Here is a 17,290-nt window from a genome sequence, read left to right as displayed (position 1 = left end):
GTGTGTCTCGCTACTATGGCTCAGAGATACACCCCCTGTGCGAAAGTGAGCCCTACGCGATGCCCCAAGGCAAAGTTGATCCGAAAAATATTCCCGATGATGGCCTCACCACCCGGCAACGACGCATGCTGCCGGTGACCGCGGTGCACACCGGGGAAGGTAAAGGAAAGTCGACCGCCGCCTTCGGCATGGCGCTGCGCGCCTGGAATCAAGGTTGGAAGATCGGCGTCTTCCAATTCGTGAAATCCGCCAAGTGGCGGGTCGGGGAAGAATCGGTATTCCTGCGCCTCAACGAGCTCAGCGATGAGCCGCTCGTGGAGTGGCACAAGATGGGCGAGGGCTGGAGCTGGGCGAAAAAGCGCGGCGATGAACAAGATCATGCCCGCGACGCCCGCGAAGGCTGGGAGGAAATCAAGCGCCGCCTGGCCAATGAAACCCATGATCTCTACGTGCTCGACGAGTTCACCTATCCCATTAAGTGGGGATGGATCGACGTCGAGGATGTGGTGGAGACACTACGCACTCGTCCCGGTACTCAGCATGTGGTGATGACGGGTCGCGACGCCGACCCACGCCTGCTCGAGGTAGCGGACTTGGTCACCACCATGACCAAGGTCAAGCACCCGATGGACCAAGGCCGCAAAGGCCAGAAGGGGATCGAATGGTAAGCGTGCCCGGTGTGTGCATCGCGGCCACGGCCTCGGGCACGGGCAAAACTACCATTGCCACGGGCTTGATGGGGGCGCTGGCCCGACGCATGAAGGTCGCACCGTTCAAAGTCGGGCCGGACTATATCGACCCCGGCTACCACGGCCTGGCCTCGGGGCGCGTGGGCCGCAACCTTGATTCGGTGATGTGCTCCGTCGATCGCATCGGCCCGCTCTATGCGCATGGTGCCGCCGGCTGCGATATCGCCGTGGTGGAAGGCGTGATGGGGCTCTTCGATGGCCGCATCACCGACTCCCCAGAAGACGCCGGCGCCGGTTCCACCGCTGAGATCGCCGCCGCGCTCGGGCTGCCCGTGATCCTCGTCGTGGATGTCCGCGGCATGAGTCAATCGGCCGGCGCGATTGTGCGCGGTTTCGCCATCCACAACCCCCATGTACGCATTGCTGGGGCGATCATTAACAAGGCAGGCACCGACCGCCACGCCGAGGTATGTCGCCGCGCCATCGAAAACACAGGGGTGCCGGTGGTGGGCATCATCCCGCGCATCGACAAGGTGGAAGTACCGTCCCGCCACCTCGGACTCGTGACCGCCGCTGAGCGGGGCGGTGCCGCCGTCGAATCCGTCGAGCGCATGGCCGACATGATCGAGAACTACGTGGACATCGATGCCATTCTCGAGCTGGCCTCCTGCGCCTATACCGGTCCCGCCTGGGATCCGGCCGCAGAGGTCCACGCCGTGGACAGCGCCCCGCGTATCGCTCTGGCTTCGGGGCCGGTGTTCAGCTTCGCCTATGCCGAGCACACCGAGCTGTTGAGCGCCGCCGGCGCCGAAGTGCTGGAATTCGATCCCTTGCACGAGGAACTCCCCGAGTGCGAAGGGCTCATTGTGCCTGGCGGATTTCCCGAGGAACATGTGGAAGAGCTCGCTGCCCGGCATAGCGTTACCGCTGGGGTGCGCGAGCATATCGCCGCCGGCAAACCGGTCCACGCCGAATGCGCGGGACTGCTGTGGCTGCTCAAAACCCTCGACGCCCATCCCATGGTGGGGGCGATCGGCACCCATGGCGCCATGGGCCGTCGCCTGAAACTGGGGTATCGGGAAGCCGTGGCGCTCGAGTCCTCGGTGCTCTACGAGGTCGGCCACAGAGTCACCGGCCACGAGTTTCACCACACCGCCCTCGCCGAGGAGACCGCACCTGGGTTCCATCCGGCCTGGGGCTGGCGGGGCTGGGATGGCGCTGCGGTGGCCGAAGGCTTCGTGTCCGCGACGATCCACGCCTCCTATCTTCACGTCCATCCCGCCAGCGTTCCCCACGCGATCGAGAATTTTGTGCGCACTGCGGGCAGGCATCGCTAAATCGATTTTTGCCCACCAAGGCCACTACACTCACAATTCATGACAGTGACTCTTATTGGTGGCGGACCCGGAGCGTGGGATCTGATTACGGTGCGCGGCATGCATGCCCTGCAAGAGGCCGATGTGATCCTCACCGATCACCTCGGCCCGAGCGCCGAATTAGACAAACTCTGCGATGTCTCGACCAAAGAGATCATCGACGTCTCGAAGCTGCCCTATGGCCGGCAGGTGGCCCAAGAAAAAACCAATGAGCTGCTGGTGACCCACGCCCGCGCCGGGAAGAAGGTGGCGCGGCTCAAAGGCGGCGACCCCTACGTATTTGGCCGTGGTTTCGAAGAGGCACAGGCCTGTGCCGAGGCCGGCATCGCGTGCACCGTCGTTCCGGGAGTAACCAGCGCCATCGCTGTTCCAGCCGCCGCCGATATCCCCGTGACCCAGCGCGGGATGGTGCATTCCTTCACCGTGATTTCGGGGCATCTCGCCCCCGATAACCCCAACTCGCTTAACGATTGGACAGCACTGGCGCACACCGGCGGCACCCTCGTGGTGATTATGGGCGTGAAAAACTCCGGGGCCATCGCAGAGCGATTGATGGCCGATGGCCGCAGCCCCGAGACCCCCGCAGCCGTGATTCAAGAAGGCACCACCGCTGAGCAAAAAGTGCTGCGCTGCACGCTCGCGACGTTGGGCGCCTCCATCCGCGAGGAGGGCATTGCCCCGCCCGCAGTGCTGGTGATCGGCGAGGTGGCAGGACTCACCCTGCCGAACGCCTAGCGATCCACCACGAGGGTGAGCTGCGTCGGGCTGCTGAGACTGATAGAAAGACCAGCGCCCTGGGCGATCTCGATGACCTCATCGAGGGTGTCCGGCTCCGCATCGTGCAGGCAGAGCACGCGGGCCAGTTCGCCCTTGTAGTGCTTATTGAAGTGGCTCACAACCTTGCCCGCGGTGGTTTCCACGCGCACGGTGGCCGCAGAGGAGAGCGGGCCAAGATTCTGATACGCCCCCGAGCGGAAGTCCAGCACCAGGCCCTCCACACCGGCCAGGGCCTCAGTGATGGCTGCACCCCAGCGCTTTTTCATCGTTGGTGCAGCGGCGGCGGGATCCTCCTGGCGCGGCACCTTCGTGCTCGCAGACAGCCGGTAATGGGGGATGGGATCCTGTCCCCGCACGACGCCAAAGAGCGCTGAGCCCACAGCCAGTCGGCTCCACCGGGGTTGGGGGAGAGTAGCCGGGGAGAGGGCGTCGAAAAGCACCCCCGTGTAGCGACTCAGCGCCGGGGTGGTGGGGGAGGTCCACAGCTGCTGATTAGCGGCGAACTCCTCATCAAAGTTGTTTTTCAACTTCAGCGCCTCGCGTGCCTCCGCAGTGTCAAGAGCGCGCAGATCATCGATAATCTGCTGGCGCAGGGGAGTCAGTTCGGGGAAGCCGAGGGAGTCGAGCGACAGCGGCGCGCCATCGCCGCCAAAGGACTTGGTTTCAGAGGGTGGGAGCACAATGAGCACGCCCCTGAGTGTAGCTAGTAAGATCGGGCACCATGATTACACGCTTGTCTCAGCTCTTTTTGCGCACGTTGCGCGATGATCCCGCCGACGCTGAAGTCCCCAGCCACAAGCTTTTGGTGCGCGCCGGATACCTCCGACGCAATGCGCCGGGCATCTACTCCATGCTGCCGCTCGGAGTGCGCGCGCTGGACAAGATCGAAAAGGTTGTGCGCGAGGAGATGAACGCCATCGGCGCTCAAGAGCTGCGCTTCCCCGGCCTGCTGCCTCGCGGGCCCTATGAGCAGTCCAACCGGTGGACCGAATACGGCGATAATGTCTTCCGCTTGAAGGACCGCAAGGGCGCGGACATGCTGCTCGGGCCGACCCACGAGGAGATGTTCACCCTCACGGTCAAGGACATGTACAGCTCCTATAAGGATTTCCCCGTCATCCTTTATCAGGTGCAGACCAAGTATCGCGATGAGGAGCGTCCCCGCGCCGGTATCCTGCGCGGGCGCGAGTTCATTATGAAGGATTCCTACTCCTTCAACATGGATGATGCTGGGCTTGAGGAGTCCTATCAGCTGCACCGCCAGGCGTATCAAAACATTTTCGACCGCCTGGGCGTGGAGTATGTGATTTGTGCTGCGACCTCCGGCGCGATGGGCGGCTCGGCCTCCGAGGAGTTCCTTGCTATTAGCCCCACCGGCGAGGACACCTTTGTCTGCGCCACCGAAGGTGACTATGCCGCCAATGTCGAGGCCGTGGTGACCCCGGCCGGCGAGGAACGCGATCCCGCGGCAGCCCCCGCCGCCGAGGATCACGAGACCCCTGGTGCCACCACCATCTCCGCGCTCGTGGAGTGGGCGAATACACAGGGCGTCACTATTGAGGGCCGTGCGGTGGAGGCCAGCGATACCCTCAAGTGCATCGTGGTGCGCGTGACGGACCCCGGCGCCGAGAAACCCCGCCTCGCGGGCGTGGTCCTGCCTGGCGACCGCGAGGTGGACATGGGTCGCCTGGCCGCCAGCTTCGAGCCTGCCGAGGTGGAGCTCGCCGAGGACAAGGACTTTGCGCACAACCAGTTTTTGGTGAAGGGCTATGTGGGCCCGCGCGCGCTCAACGAGCATGAACTGAGCGTGTACGCCGATCCGCGCGTCGTGCGCGGCACCTCATGGATCACCGGTGGCGATGTGGAGGGCCACCACAGCGTGAACATGACAGTGGGCCGTGATTTCGAGGTGGATGCCTATGTGGAGGCAGCCGAGGTACGCGAGGGCGACCCCGCGCCGGAGGGAATGGGTGTGCTCACCCTCGAGCGCGGTATCGAGATCGGGCACATCTTCCAGCTGGGCCGCAAATACACCGAGGCGTTCGATGTGCAGATTTTGGATGAGAATGGCAAGCGCGCGGTGCCCACGATGGGCTCCTATGGCGTGGGCGTGTCCCGCCTGCTTGCCGTGATCGCCGAGCAGACACACGACGAGAAGGGCCTGAAATGGCCGGTGTCTGTGGCCCCGTACGAGGTGCATGTGGTGATCGCCAACAAGGATGCCGAGGCGGCAGAAGCGGCGGAGAAGCTCGCCGAGGAGCTGTCGACCCGAGGGATCGACGTGCTCTTCGATGACCGTCCCAAGATTGGCGCTGGCGTGAAGTTTAAGGACGCCGAGCTGTTGGGTATGCCCTTCATGGCCGTGGTGGGTCGTGGCTACAAGGAGGGCACCATCGAGGTGCGCCCGCGCGGTGGCGAGGCCGAGAACATCGCCGTGGACGAAGTGGTTGATCACCTCGTCGAGCTGGTCACGCAGGGGCGTCGTTAGAGGGCAGGAGGCCGCGAGAAAATCAGACGGCCTCCGGCGTAGATACGACGTCTGATGAGTGTGTAATGTGGGTGGCATGGGATCTCTTCCCATGCCACCCTTGATCTATTCATATCGCTGTCGCGGGCGGTGCCCGCAGGCACAAGTGGGGCAGGGGAGCGGAGATCCTCAGCACACAGTGAGGCCGCGCGCCGCGGCCATCCTATTCGTGGTGACTGCTACCGCGGATGAGGACTGAGGATGCCGGCGCGCGTAGATAAGAAAGGGACGCTATGCGCGTAATTATCACCGAGTCCCCTGCTGAGGTTGCCACTATCGCTGCCGACATGATTGCCGACACCGTGCAGGGCAAGGGGAAGGTTTCCATCGGGCTGGCCACCGGCTCGACCCCTATTGCCACCTACAAGGAGCTCATTGCTCGCCACCAGGCGGGCGAGATCAGCTTTGCCGATGTGAGTGTCTACATGCTCGATGAATACATCGGTATCGATCGCTCTGACGAAAATAGCTACTACCGCACCATCCGGCGAGAATTTGCCGAGCACGTGGACATCGATGATTCCCGCGTCTTTAGCCCCAATGGTCAAGCCGAGTCCATCGCGGAGGAAGCTGCCCGCTATGAGGCTGCAGTGCGTGCTGGCGAGGTGCAATTGCAGCTGCTGGGCATCGGCTCGGACGGGCACATTGGCTTTAATGAGCCCGGCTCCGCCTTCGACTCTCCGACCCACCGCGTGATCCTGCATCCGCAGACGGTGCGCGATAATGCCCGCTTCTTCTCCTCCGAAGAGGAGGTCCCCGTGGAGGCCATCACCCAAGGCCTGGCCACGATCCGTGCCGCCCAGCATCCGGTGCTGCTTGCGACCGGCGCCTCCAAGGCAGAGGCAGTGGCCGCGATGGTGGAGGGGCCCGTGACGGCGCACTGCCCCGCCAGCATTTTGCAGTTCCACCCGAACTGCACCGTCATCGTCGATAGCGAGGCCGCGGCACAGCTCGACGATCGCGAGTTTTATATCGCGGCCGAGAAGCAGCGTCGCGCCCGCACCAACTAGTACGTATTGACCCCTGTTTGGGGGCCAATGCCCTTGTGTAGGTTCGGTAGCGAAACTAACATTGCACACTAGGAGTTTCTGCACTGGAGCGGTGCTCTATCGGTACCGCTCACATGCTGAACCCATTGTCTCCACCCAACCCCGTAGCGTGCACTCGATCTACCTCCCGAGACCGCCAGCTACGTCGATAAGAAAGACGCTATTTATGTCTCTGAATTCCCTCTCTCGCAGCACCACCGTCGGCCGTAGCCTGCGTGTCGGCATGGCAGCCTTCGCCGCCTCGGGCCTGATGCTCTCCGGCGGTATCGCCGCCGCCGAAGAAGGCGACGCTGACCAGTCGACCTCTAGCGAGTCCTCCTCGTCCTCCTCCGATAGCACTAACCAGCCTGCCACCGGCGGCGAGTACGAGGGAGATGATAACGGCAGCGCTGCTGAGGAAGGCGACAACTCCGACAGCACCGACGACGCCGCAGGTAGCAATGACGCGAGCGACGATGCTGAAGACCAGGGCGATGCCAATGGTAAGGGCGATGCCGAGCACGGCGACCACGAAGACGCTGAAGGCCAGGGCGATGCCAATGGTAAGGACGATGCCGAGCACGGCGACCACGAAGACGCTGAAGGCCAGGACGATGCCAATGGTAAGGACGATGCCGAGCACGGCGACCACGAAGACGCTGAAGGCCAGGACGATGCCAATGGTAAGGACGATGCCGAGCACGGCGACCACGAAGACGCTGAAGGCCACGACCACGGCGATGCGGCCGATAAGGATGGCAAGGGTGATATGCACGATGGTCACTCGCACATGGACGAGTCCTCGGCCACTCCGGCTCCGATGAACGAGCACAACCACAAGGATCAGCACGGTCATCACAACCATGAGTCCCACTCCGGCCCGGCCCTGGCCAACACCGGTGCCAATGTCGGCATGGTAACGCTCGGCGGCCTCGTCATCGCCGCCGCCGGCGCCGGCTTGGTAGCACTGCGCCGCCGCGCTTCCTAAGGGCTATTCCGCCAACTCGTTTCACCACTGGCCACGCCGCCCCGCGCTCTCAGCAGTGGGGCGTCGTGGCCGCGTGACGTTCTCAGGGCACGACTGAGCGCGGGGCCAGTTACACGCCCGCACCCGAGATTCGTTAGCATTATCCGAGTAAACACAAATCACAACAATCGAAAGGTGTGAAACTTCATGGGAATCATGGATAAGGCAAAGGAATTCCTGAGCGACGACGACAAGCGCAAGGACGTTCTCGACAAGGGCGAGCAGGTGGCCAAGGATAAGCTCGGCAACGAGCACTCCGACAAGGTAGACAAGGCCCGCGACGCCATCGACAAGAAGTTCGAGGGCTCCACCGAGGGTGAGAACTAAACCCTCAGCGCCCGACAGCCACCATCCCGCAGTGATGCAGGATGGTGGCTGTCGTGTATCTGCCCACAGTTGTGCTGGCAACCGCGGGGATCAAGGGTGGGGGAGGCGTCGATAAACCTTGGCCTAGATGCCGATCCCGGCCGCCCGATGAGAGTGCACGGACACCTGGCCAATGGCCTGCGCGGCGCACTGCGCGGCAGTGGAATGCGAGGCCTCAAGCAGGAAATGATCCCACATCCCGCGGGCATTATCGCAGAGCTGGCGCACAAAAATATCGGCGCTGGCGGCATCGCTCATCTGCTCATAACCCTCCATCTGATAACTCGTCGGGGCAGTGTCGGGCTGGAGACCATTGGCGGCCGCGATCTGCGTGAGCGCCACCGCAATCATCCGGTGATCGGTGCCCAGATCTGCAAAAAGCTGGGCGTGTTGCTGATTATCGGCAAACGCCTCCGCCGTGCCGAGGCCATAGATCGCAGCCTCGTGGAAGGCGATCATCTCCAGCAGGGCCGACTTTTCTTGTTTACTCAACGCCACATCCTCGGCCGCGATGGCGTCGAGCCGCAGCATATCCTTCGCCTTGTCCGGATCCTCCTCGTAGAGCCGAGTGCCCAGATCGGCATAGATGCTGGCGAGGACTATCCACGAGTCGGATTCGATCGTGGACACCGCGTCGAACGTGGCACGGGCGGAATCAGCCAAGGCCGTGGACAGCTCGGCAGAGACCGTGGCGGCACGTTCTGCAATCGCATCCGCATCCAGCGCCTCCACAGAGCAGCGCTCGGGCGAGGACCCCTGCTCGTCGATGCCGCAGCGGCGGTTATTTTCCTCCACGAGCATGCTGGCGTGAGTATGGCGCATCTCGGCGATCGGCGGTTGTGCCTCCGCATCAGCCTCCGCCCCGATAGCGAGCTCCTTAAGACCCTGATCAACAGAGCGATACGGGGCGCACGAGGCCAGTGTCGCCCCAGCCCACAGGGCTGAGGTAGCGAGAAGAAACTGCCTGCGGCTCATAGGATTCATGGCTAAGAAGCATACCTGTATGCTTGCGAGCATGGCTTTTCCCTCTAAAGATGCACTTCACTCACTTATTTCTCCAGTAGCCCACGCCCACGGGATGGCTGTGGAGGAGATCAAGATTAACCGCGCTGGCGCCAAGTCCGTGATCGCAATCATTGTGGATGCCGCCGACAGCGCCGGCATGGAGGCCGAGGTGCCCAGCCTCGAGGCGGTGGAGGTCGCCGCAGGCGAGTTTTCTGCGGCCTTCGACGCGGCCGAGGAGGCAGGGGAGATGTCCTTCGGCGCCCAGGAATACACCCTCGAGGTGTCCACCCCAGGAGTGGATCGGCCCTTGACGACGCCGCGCCACTGGCACCGCAACCGCGGGCGACTGATCAGCATCACCCAGGGTGATGTGCAGCTGCGGGGGCGCGTGGGCGCGCTGTCGGCAGAGCAGGACTCGGTGATCGTGATCTCTAAGCTCTCCGCGAAGCAGGCGAAAAAGGCCGGCAAGAAAGCAGGTGAGCTTGAGGTGCACGCGCTAGGATTGGGCGATATTGATCGCGCGGTGGTAGAAATTGAGTTCGCCAAGGCTCCTGTTGCCGAGGCGGAACTTGCCGATATGTCGTATGAAGATGCCCTGCAGTGGCGAGAGGATCACAAGTGAACATTGATGTCCAGGCGCTCAGCGCCATCGAAAAGGACAAGGGAATTGCGGTTTCGGAATTGCTGTCGACGATTGCCGACGCTCTGCTCGAAACCTACCGGCAGAATTATCCCATGGACGAGTCCACACAGGCTCGGGTGGACATCGATACTGCAAGCGGCAAGGTAGCAGTGATCCTCACTGAACGTGACGAGGACGGCACCGTCCTGTCCGAACGCGACGACACCCCCGCGAACTTCAACCGCACCGCCGCCCTGGCCGTGCGCAATGCCATTGTGGCGCGGCTGCGCGAGGCAGAGGCCAACCGCGTCTTTGACGAATACACCCGCTTCGAGGGCACCGTCATCTCCGGTGTGGTGCAGGCCGATGCGCGCGCCAATGAAAAGGGCATCGTGGTGGTGCAGCTGGGCACCGAGGCCGATGGCCACGACGGTATCCTCATCCCCGCCGAGCAAATCCCGGGCGAAAACCTCAAGCACGGCGATCGCGTCAAAAGCTTTGTGGTGGGCGTGTCCAAGGGGCCGCGTGCCGTGCAGATCAACCTCTCGCGGACCCACCCTGAGCTGGTGCGTAAGCTCTTCGAGCTGGAGATCCCCGAGGTCGAGGACGGCGCCGTGGAGATCGTCAGCATCGCCCGCGAGGCAGGCCACCGCTCCAAGGTGGCGGTGCGTGGCACCGTGAAGGGGCTCAACGCCAAGGGCGCCTGCATCGGTCCGCGCGGCCAGCGCGTGAACAACATCATGAAGGCACTGGGCGGGGAAAAGATCGACATCATCGATTACTCGGAAGACCCCCAGCACTATGTGGGTAACGCGCTGGCACCGTCCAAGGTGGTCTCCGTGGAGATCACCGATCTAGAAAACCAGATCGCCCGCGTCGTGGTGCCGGACTATCAGCTCTCCTTGGCCATCGGCCGCGAAGGCCAAAACGCTCGCCTCGCCGCGCGCCTGACTGGGTGGAAGATCGACATCCACTCCGACGCGGAATAGCGGGCGAGTGTCGAGAGCGTCGCGCCGAGCTTGCCGACCGAGCGGGCGCTGAGCCCGGCTGGCTCGGCGGCGGCACAGCAACGGCGCGAGCCCACTGCGAGGCCTACTGCGAGCTCACTGCGGGCCCCACAACTCAGCGGCATATGTGGAACAACCACAGCTGAACGTGGGGCCGCTTTAAGGTTCTGTTAAACATTTCGGCTGCTTTCGCGTACACTTGTTCTCGGCTCACAAACGTGTGGTGACAGCCGGTGGGTTTTTGTGCCCAAAAACCGGATCGCCGCACGGGACGTGAGAAGCAGAGCTCAGAGGAGCTAACCATCGCAGCAGCCACAAGAAAGGGCCGGATGACGCAGTCGAACGCAGCACACACCCCACAGCGGATGTGCATTGCTAGCCGTCGCCTGTTTCCCGCGTCCGAGTTGCTGCGCGTGGTTGTTGATCCCGCCGATGCCTCGCGCATCATTGCCGATCCCGCGGCTGTCTTGCCGGGGAGAGGGGCGTGGATTCAACCCTCATTGGCTCACTATGAGCTCGCCTGCAAGCGGCGCAGCTTTGCGCGCGCCCTACGGGTATCCGCTTCGGTGGATACACAACCCGTTCGCACCTACATTGCATCGCTCGGGGAACCGAATGGATCCCCACACAGCCAATGTGAGCAGCGGGATGACACAGAAGGAAGATTCGAACACTGATGAGCACACGATGAAGCATCAGCGATGAACGTCCACACGCAACCGTAGAGGCAGCAGGCCCTAAGAAAGACACACTTCACCTCCTAGTGAAGAACACTTTCCCGGCCGCTCGCCTCTGCACAAACCACGAGGAGAGAAGTGCCAGGAAAGCTACGAGTACATGAGCTCGCGAAAGAGCTCGGTATCAAGAGCAAAGACCTACTCGCCACGCTCAAAGAGCAGGGCGAATTTGTAAAGACTGCATCGTCGACAATCGAGCCGCCGGTGATTAAGAAGATGCGCGCGCACTACGCAGCGCAGAACGCCGACTCCGGCGCCGAGGCCGATAAGCCCGCCGAAAAGGCTGCGAAGCCGGCCGCGGCGGCGTCGACAAGCGCCGCAAAGCCCGGTGCCAAGCCTGCCGCCAAGCCCGGTGCGAAGCCGGCTGCCAAGCCAGGCGCTAGCCAGAAGGCTGCGGAGAAGCCCGCCGACACCGCTGCCGAGAAGGCTCCGAAGCCGGCTACGGCGGCGTCGACAAGCGCCAAGAAGCCCGGCGCAAAGCCTGCCGCCAAGCCCGGTGCAAAGCCGGCTGCGAAGCCTGCGCCGACCCCCGGCGAGGAGAAGCCCGCTGCGGCGGAGAAGCCCGCTGCCAGCGGCGCTCCCAAGCCCAGCTTCCAGGCTGCGCAGGGCGCACAGAACGACACCAAGGGCGGCGAGGACGCAGCTGCGCAGCACAAGCCTGCTGCCGACTCCGCTATGCCGAAGCCGCGTCCGCGCCCCAAGCCCGGCCCGAAGCCGGGTGGCCGTGCGCCGCGCGTAGCCAATAATCCTTTCTCCACGGGCACGAACCCGGCTCCGCGCCCGGGTGGACACCGTGGTGGCCAGGGCCAGCAGGGTCAGGGCCAGGGCGGCGGCAAGCCCGGTGCAAAGCCGGGAGCCAAGCCGGGTCGCGGCAAGCCCCGCGGCCAGCAGCAGGGCGGTCAGGAGCGTCAGGGTGGCGGTCGTCGCCCCACCCCGGCGATGATGCCGAACCACCCGAGCCCCGGCCAGATGCCGTCGCGCTCCGCTGCGGGTAACCGCGGTGGCGGTCGTGGCCGTGGCGGCCATGGTGGCCCCGGCGGCCCCGGTGGTCCCGGTGGTTTCCGCGGACGCGGTGGCCGTCGTGGCGGTACCGCAGGCGCATTCGGTCGTCCCGGTGGCGCACCGCGCAAGGGCCGCAAGTCGAAGCGGCAGAAGCGCAATGAGTACGAGGCAATGAAGGCACCGAACGTCGTTGGTGGCGTGCGGTTGCCCGATGGCGGCGGCAAGACCCTGCGTCTGGCCCGCGGTGCCTCGCTGTCCGACTTCGCCGAGAAGATCGGTGCCGATGCGTCCTCGCTGGTGCAGGCATTGTTCAACCTAGGCGAGATCGTGACCGCTACGGCCTCTGTCTCCGATGAGACCCTGCAGCTGCTGGGCGAGGAGATCAACTACAAGGTTGAGGTCGTCTCCCCGGAGGATGAGGACCGCGAGCTCCTCGAGTCCTTCGACTTGCAGTTCGGTGAGGACGAGGGCGATGACTCTCTGCTGGAGAAGCGCCCGCCTGTGGTCACCGTCATGGGTCACGTCGATCACGGTAAGACCCGCCTGTTGGACACCATCCGTCAGTCCAATGAAGCCCGTCGTGAGGCCGGTGGCATCACCCAGGGCATCGGCGCCTACCAGGTCGATGTTGAGGCTGAGGGCCAGGATCGCACGGTGACCCTGCTGGATACCCCGGGTCACGAGGCGTTCACCGCCATGCGTGCCCGTGGTGCTAGCTCCACCGATATCGCCATCCTGGTGGTTGCTGCGGATGACGGCGTGATGCCGCAGACCGTGGAGGCCATCAACCACGCCAAGGCTGCTGATGTGCCGATCGTGGTTGCCGTGAACAAGATCGATAAGCCGGGCGCAAACCCGGAGAAGATCCGCGGCCAGCTCACCGAATACGGTTTGGTTCCGGAAGACTACGGCGGAGAGACCATGTTCGTGGACATCTCCGCGAAGCAGGCCACCAATATTGATGGACTGCTCGAGGCCGTGCTGCTCACCGCAGACGCCTCCTTGGAGCTCACCGCGAACCCGAACATGGATGCCCAGGGTGTGGCCATCGAGGCGCACCTGGACCGCGGCCGCGGCCCGGTGGCTACCGTGATCGTGCAGCGCGGTACCCTCCGCGTCGGCGATTCCATCGTGGCTGGCGACGCCTATGGTCGTGTGCGCCGCATGGTGGACGAGTACGGTAACGACGTCGAAGAGGCGGGTCCGTCTCGCCCCGTGCAGGTGCAGGGTCTGAACTCTGTGCCCGGTGCCGGCGATAACCTGCTGGTGGTCGATGATGACCGCATGGCACGTCAGATCGCTGACCGCCGTAACGCCCGTCGTCGCAATGCCATGCAGGCTCGTGCGAAGAAGCGCATCTCCCTCGAGGATCTGGATGCGGTGCTGAAGGAAACCAACACCCTCAACCTGATCCTGAAGGGCGACAACGCCGGTTCGGTGGAGGCTCTGGAAGACGCCTTGCTGAAGATCGAGGTGGACGACGAAGTCCAGCTGGAGATCATCGACCGCGGTGTGGGTGCTGTCACCCAGACCAACGTCTCGCTGGCTGCCGCCTCCAACGCCGTGATCATTGCCTTCAACGTTCGTTCCGAAGGCAAGGCCACCGAGGAAGCCAACGCCGAAGGCGTGGATATCCGTTACTACACCGTCATCTACCGTGCTCTGGAAGAGGTGGAGGCAGCCCTGCGCGGCATGCTCAAGCCGATCTACGAGGAGCGCGAGGTCGGTCGTGCGGAGATCCGCCAGCTGTTCAAGGCTTCCTCCGTGGGCCTCATCGCAGGCTGCATGGTGGAATCCGGCAAGGTGCGTCGCAATGCCAAGGTGCGCCTGATCCGCGACGGCAACGTGGTGACCGACAAGGCCACTATTGAGTCGCTGCGCCGCGAGAAGGACGATGTCACCGAGGTCGCCGCCGGTTACGAGTGCGGTATGGTGCTGTCCTATCCGGACATCCAGGTCGATGACATCATCGAGGTATTCGAAGAGGTCGAGGTGCCCCGCACCTAAGACCCCGCCTACTCGCCGCTGGTGAGTATGTGCCATACACAGCCCTGTCGCCTTCTGAGGTGGCAGGGCTGTTGGCGTGCCGCCGCTCGTCGTCACAGTGTCCAAGCGGCACGATAGAATAACGGGGTCTCCCGCCACCGCCGCATCGCATGGCTGGGCGGGAACATACACAACGAAGAAAGGGAAAAATCACCATGGCTGATAAGCAACGCGCCGGCCGGATGGCGAAGCGAATTCTCACGATTGTTGCCGATTCGATTGAATTCCGCATCAAGGATCCGCGGCTGCAGTATGTCACCATTACCGATTGCCGCATGACCGGTGATCTGCACGACGCCACGGTGTTTTATACGGTCCGTGGCGCCACCATCGATACCGAGCCGAATCACGAGGAGGCAGCCGAGGCCCTCGAGAGCTCCCGCGGCCAGCTGCGTAAATACGTCGGCGATGCCCTGAGCGTGCGTTTTACCCCGCGTCTGTCCTTCGAGCTCGACACGGTGCCGGAGGCGAGCGCTCACCTCGAGGCGCTATTGGCCAAGGCCCGCCAGCGCGATGAGGAGCTGCACAAGCTCTCCGAGGGCAAAAACTATGCCGGTGGCGAGAACCCCTACCGCGAGGCCGAGGAGTAAAAGGTGTCCTCCCCGCGCTCGCGCTTATCGACGCCACCTCCCGCCACCACATCTGCTGCCACGATGCTCAGCCCCGCCCGGCTGGGCGTGCGCGATACTGATTTCCGCAACCACGATCTGGACGCGGCGCTAGCTGCGCTGCGCTCTGCCCGATCCGTGGCCGTGGTGGGGCATGTGCGCCCGGATGCCGATGCCGTTGGTTCGGTATCTGCGTTCATGCAGGTGGCCGAGGCTGTAGGGGCGCGGGCGCGCGGCTATATTGACCACCCCGGCGGGGTGGCGCGCAACCTCAGCAGCATTCCCCGGTGCGCGGATATCTCCTGGGAGGGGCCGATCGCAGCGGATACGGACTGCGTGGTGGTCGTTGACTGCGGCGATCTGCACCGTGCCGGCCGCTATGCCGAGGAGATCGCCAGCGGTGAGTGGGCGCGGATCATGATCGATCACCACGAGCACAACCCTGGGGTGCAGGGCGTGAACCTTATTGCTCCCCGGGCCGATTCCACCACCGCCGTGATCTGGCTGCTCGCCCAGCGGGCGGGTGTGGAGCTCACCGAGTCGCTGGCCCATGCCCTTTATGCGGGGCTGGTCACCGATACTGGGTGTTTCGCGTGGGGCGGCAACGAGGATGCCACCTCGCGGCTGCTGCTTGCCGCCACGCTCGCCGAGAGTGGGATCGATACCGGAAGGATCACCGCGGATCTCATGGATCGCTCCACCGTGGCAGAAACCCAGATGCTCGGCAGGCTGCTGGCGGGGGTTGAGGCCGTGGACACTCCGCTGGGTCGGGCCGCCATTCTCATGGCGCCCTATGCGCAGCTGAGTACGGTTCCGCCTTTCGTGGCGGAACGGGCTGTGACACTGCTGCACGCCCTCGAGGATGCTGCGGTATGTGTGGTGGCCAAAGAACAACAACCCGGCACCTGGAACCTCTCTCTGCGCTCGGAGCAGATCGACGTGGCAGCGCTGGCGCGCCGCCACGGCGGCGGAGGGCATATCCACGCCGCTGGGTTGAGCATGACTGGCACCGAAGAAGACTGTTGGACGCTGATGAAGGATTATCTACTGCAGTGAGTCTCGACTCCACCGATTCCCCCGAATGCACCGACTCCTCCCGCGCCGCGGCAGGGGAGGATGCCCCAGCTAACGCCGAGGAGCATGAACGCCTCGCCGCCGCAGGCAAGGTGAGTATCCGTACCGTGTTGGCGCTGGCGCTGCCCGCCCTGGGCGTGCTCGCCGCGACACCGCTGTACTTGCTGCTCGATACCGCGGTCGTGGGCCGGCTGGGTAAAACCGAATTGGCCGCGCTCGGCGCCGCCACCACGCTCTTTTCCGTGGTCACCACCCAGCTGACCTTTCTCTCTTATGGCACCACCGCCCGCGCCGCTCGGCTCTATGGGGCGGGCAAAAAGAAAGAAGCGGTGGCTGAAGGGGTGCAGGCCACCTGGGTGGCGCTGCTGGTCGGCTCGGCGCTGGCCGCCATCATGTTCTTCGGCTCGCCCTGGTTTACCCTCTGGCTCTCGAGCAGCGACTCGGTGGCCGCCGAGGCCACGCTCTGGCTGCGCATCGCCAGCTTCGGCATCCCGTTATTGCTGATCACTATGGCCGGCAATGGGTGGCTGCGTGGCATCCAGAACACCACCGCGCCGCTCTGGTTCACCCTCACCGGCGTGATCCCCGCCGCGATCCTCGTGCCGATATTGGTGCACGCCTATGGCTTCGTGGGCTCGGCGTGGGCCAATCTCACCGGTTTGGCGCTCACCTCTGCCTGCTTCCTACTCGCCCTAGTTCGCTCCCATGAGGGCTCCTGGGCGCTGCGCCCGCAGGTGATCCGGCACCAGCTGGTGCTCGGGCGCGATCTCATTATTCGCTCCTTGTCCTTCCAGGTGGCGTTTCTCTCCGCCGCCGGGGTCGCCGCCCGCTTCGGCGAGGCCTCCCTCGCCGCGCACCAGGTGATGATGCAGCTGTGGAACTTCCTCACCCTGGTGCTCGACTCGCTGGCGATCGCTGCCCAAACCCTGACCGGTGCGGCGCTCGGCATGGGCTCGGTCTACCGGGCTAGGGGAGTGGGGCGGCTGGTGGTGCTGTACTCCACCGCTGTGGCCGCAGTACTGGCGGGGCTCTTTGCGCTCGGATTCCGCTTCATCCCGCGGCTATTCACCCAGGACGCCAGCGTGCTTGCCGCCATGGAGTGGCCGTGGTGGATTCTGATCCTCATGATCATCGGCGGCGGTGTGGTTTTCGCCCTCGATGGGGTGCTACTGGGTGCCGCCGATGCGGTGTATTTGCGCAATGCCACCATCGCCTCGGTGGTACTGGGCTTTTTGCCCGGCGTGTGGCTCTCGCTGTTTTTCGAGGCTGGGCTCACCGGCGTATGGTGCGGACTCTTGGCCTTTATCTTCATCCGCATGGTCGCGGTGCTCTGGCGTTTCACGTCCATGAAGTGGGCCAATAACGCCGTATAGTGAGGGAATACAAGCAACCCCGAGCG

16 protein-coding genes are annotated in these 17,290 nt (G+C 63.8%); 14 read left to right on the top strand and 2 right to left on the bottom strand.

Annotated elements, in window-relative coordinates:
• Positions 1-59 precede the first annotated feature (59 nt).
• From cobO to cobA, 3 genes are read left to right on the top strand one after another with little or no spacing between them, the layout of a single operon-like run.
• The gene (gene cobO, locus KR227_RS01715) at positions 60-668 is read left to right on the top strand and encodes a cob(I)yrinic acid a,c-diamide adenosyltransferase (protein WP_151528546.1); all 609 of its coding nucleotides are present in this window, start codon (positions 60-62) and stop codon (positions 666-668) included.
• Positions 662-2,026 (top strand): cobyrinate a,c-diamide synthase, encoded by a 1,365-nt coding sequence (locus KR227_RS01710; RefSeq protein ID WP_218363444.1) that lies wholly within the window; start codon positions 662-664, stop codon positions 2,024-2,026. Before cobO ends, KR227_RS01710 begins: the two co-directional genes overlap by 7 nt.
• Positions 2,027-2,065: 39 nt before the next feature.
• A complete protein-coding gene (gene cobA, locus KR227_RS01705; protein WP_218363443.1) occupies positions 2,066-2,800 on the top strand; it encodes a uroporphyrinogen-III C-methyltransferase in 735 nt (244 codons plus the stop codon).
• Here the strand turns inward: cobA and yaaA are convergent.
• Entirely contained in the window at positions 2,797-3,531 is a 735-nt protein-coding gene (gene yaaA, locus KR227_RS01700; RefSeq protein WP_218363442.1) for a peroxide stress protein YaaA, read from the bottom strand. The two genes, cobA and yaaA, sit on opposite strands and share 4 nt — an antisense overlap.
• 32 nt (positions 3,532-3,563) lie before the next feature.
• Here yaaA and KR227_RS01695 point away from each other — a divergent pair, with 32 nt between their 5' ends.
• The 4 genes from KR227_RS01695 (at position 3,564) to KR227_RS01680 (ending at position 7,751) form a co-directional block, all read left to right on the top strand.
• Positions 3,564-5,330: a proline--tRNA ligase gene (locus KR227_RS01695; protein WP_218363441.1), complete on the top strand. Its 1,767-nt coding sequence runs from the start codon at positions 3,564-3,566 to the stop codon at positions 5,328-5,330.
• A gap of 272 nt (positions 5,331-5,602) precedes the next feature.
• A complete protein-coding gene (gene nagB, locus KR227_RS01690) occupies positions 5,603-6,379 on the top strand; it encodes a glucosamine-6-phosphate deaminase (protein ID WP_218363440.1) in 777 nt (258 codons plus the stop codon).
• A gap of 205 nt (positions 6,380-6,584) precedes the next feature.
• Positions 6,585-7,385 carry an LPXTG cell wall anchor domain-containing protein gene (locus tag KR227_RS01685; protein ID WP_218363439.1) on the top strand — a complete coding sequence of 267 codons (801 nt, stop codon included), beginning with the start codon at positions 6,585-6,587 and terminating at the stop codon, positions 7,383-7,385.
• A 186-nt stretch (positions 7,386-7,571) separates the two neighbouring features.
• Positions 7,572-7,751 carry an antitoxin gene (locus KR227_RS01680; protein ID WP_151528553.1) on the top strand — a complete coding sequence of 60 codons (180 nt, stop codon included), beginning with the start codon at positions 7,572-7,574 and terminating at the stop codon, positions 7,749-7,751.
• A gap of 123 nt (positions 7,752-7,874) precedes the next feature.
• Here the strand turns inward: KR227_RS01680 and KR227_RS01675 are convergent, their stop codons facing one another.
• Positions 7,875-8,765: a hypothetical protein gene (locus KR227_RS01675; RefSeq protein ID WP_218363438.1), complete on the bottom strand. Its 891-nt coding sequence runs from the start codon at positions 8,763-8,765 to the stop codon at positions 7,875-7,877.
• 40 nt (positions 8,766-8,805) lie between these two features.
• On the opposite strand from KR227_RS01675, the gene rimP reads away from it, so the two are divergent.
• From rimP to KR227_RS01640, 7 genes are all read left to right on the top strand, one after another.
• Complete coding sequence (gene rimP / locus KR227_RS01670; protein WP_218363666.1) at positions 8,806-9,417, top strand: ribosome maturation factor RimP; 612 nt, start codon at positions 8,806-8,808, stop codon at positions 9,415-9,417.
• Positions 9,414-10,406 (top strand): transcription termination factor NusA, encoded by a 993-nt coding sequence (nusA, locus tag KR227_RS01665; protein WP_151528556.1) that lies wholly within the window; start codon positions 9,414-9,416, stop codon positions 10,404-10,406. The genes rimP and nusA overlap by 4 nt, the downstream gene beginning before the upstream one ends.
• A gap of 347 nt (positions 10,407-10,753) precedes the next feature.
• Positions 10,754-11,101, top strand: coding sequence for a YlxR family protein (locus KR227_RS01660; protein WP_218363437.1), 348 nt, complete (start codon positions 10,754-10,756; stop codon positions 11,099-11,101).
• 138 nt (positions 11,102-11,239) lie between these two features.
• Positions 11,240-14,170: a translation initiation factor IF-2 gene (gene infB / locus KR227_RS01655; protein WP_218363436.1), complete on the top strand. Its 2,931-nt coding sequence runs from the start codon at positions 11,240-11,242 to the stop codon at positions 14,168-14,170.
• A 194-nt stretch (positions 14,171-14,364) separates the two neighbouring features.
• Entirely contained in the window at positions 14,365-14,799 is a 435-nt protein-coding gene (gene rbfA / locus KR227_RS01650) for a 30S ribosome-binding factor RbfA (RefSeq protein WP_218363435.1), read from the top strand.
• Between the two features lie 3 nt (positions 14,800-14,802).
• Positions 14,803-15,873, top strand: coding sequence for a DHH family phosphoesterase (locus tag KR227_RS01645; RefSeq protein ID WP_218363434.1), 1,071 nt, complete (start codon positions 14,803-14,805; stop codon positions 15,871-15,873).
• 110 nt (positions 15,874-15,983) lie between these two features.
• Positions 15,984-17,264: an MATE family efflux transporter gene (locus KR227_RS01640; protein WP_218365911.1), complete on the top strand. Its 1,281-nt coding sequence runs from the start codon at positions 15,984-15,986 to the stop codon at positions 17,262-17,264.
• The last annotated feature ends 26 nt before the right edge of the window (positions 17,265-17,290 follow it).

The organism is Corynebacterium sp. TAE3-ERU30 (genome assembly GCF_019209925.1).
Taxonomy (GTDB): domain Bacteria; phylum Actinomycetota; class Actinomycetes; order Mycobacteriales; family Mycobacteriaceae; genus Corynebacterium; species Corynebacterium megadyptis.
Note: the sequence above shows the minus strand (reverse complement) of the source record. Positions and strands in the feature narration are given on the sequence as shown.

Excerpts from the sequence above, each read along its gene's own strand:
- rimP (WP_218363666.1), top strand. The coding sequence starts at position 8,806 with ATGGCTTTTCCCTCTAAAGATGCACTTCACTCACTTATTTCTCCAGTA.
- rbfA (WP_218363435.1), top strand. The coding sequence starts at position 14,365 with ATGGCTGATAAGCAACGCGCCGGCCGGATGGCGAAGCGAATTCTCACG.
- cobA (WP_218363443.1), top strand. The coding sequence starts at position 2,066 with ATGACAGTGACTCTTATTGGTGGCGGACCCGGAGCGTGGGATCTGATT.
- KR227_RS01675 (WP_218363438.1), bottom strand. The coding sequence starts at position 8,765 with ATGAGCCGCAGGCAGTTTCTTCTCGCTACCTCAGCCCTGTGGGCTGGG.
- KR227_RS01660 (WP_218363437.1), top strand. The coding sequence starts at position 10,754 with ATGACGCAGTCGAACGCAGCACACACCCCACAGCGGATGTGCATTGCT.
- KR227_RS01695 (WP_218363441.1), top strand. The coding sequence starts at position 3,564 with ATGATTACACGCTTGTCTCAGCTCTTTTTGCGCACGTTGCGCGATGAT.
- KR227_RS01685 (WP_218363439.1), top strand. The coding sequence starts at position 6,585 with ATGTCTCTGAATTCCCTCTCTCGCAGCACCACCGTCGGCCGTAGCCTG.
- nagB (WP_218363440.1), top strand. The coding sequence starts at position 5,603 with ATGCGCGTAATTATCACCGAGTCCCCTGCTGAGGTTGCCACTATCGCT.
- KR227_RS01680 (WP_151528553.1), top strand. The coding sequence starts at position 7,572 with ATGGGAATCATGGATAAGGCAAAGGAATTCCTGAGCGACGACGACAAG.
- KR227_RS01710 (WP_218363444.1), top strand. The coding sequence starts at position 662 with ATGGTAAGCGTGCCCGGTGTGTGCATCGCGGCCACGGCCTCGGGCACG.
- cobO (WP_151528546.1), top strand. The coding sequence starts at position 60 with ATGCCCCAAGGCAAAGTTGATCCGAAAAATATTCCCGATGATGGCCTC.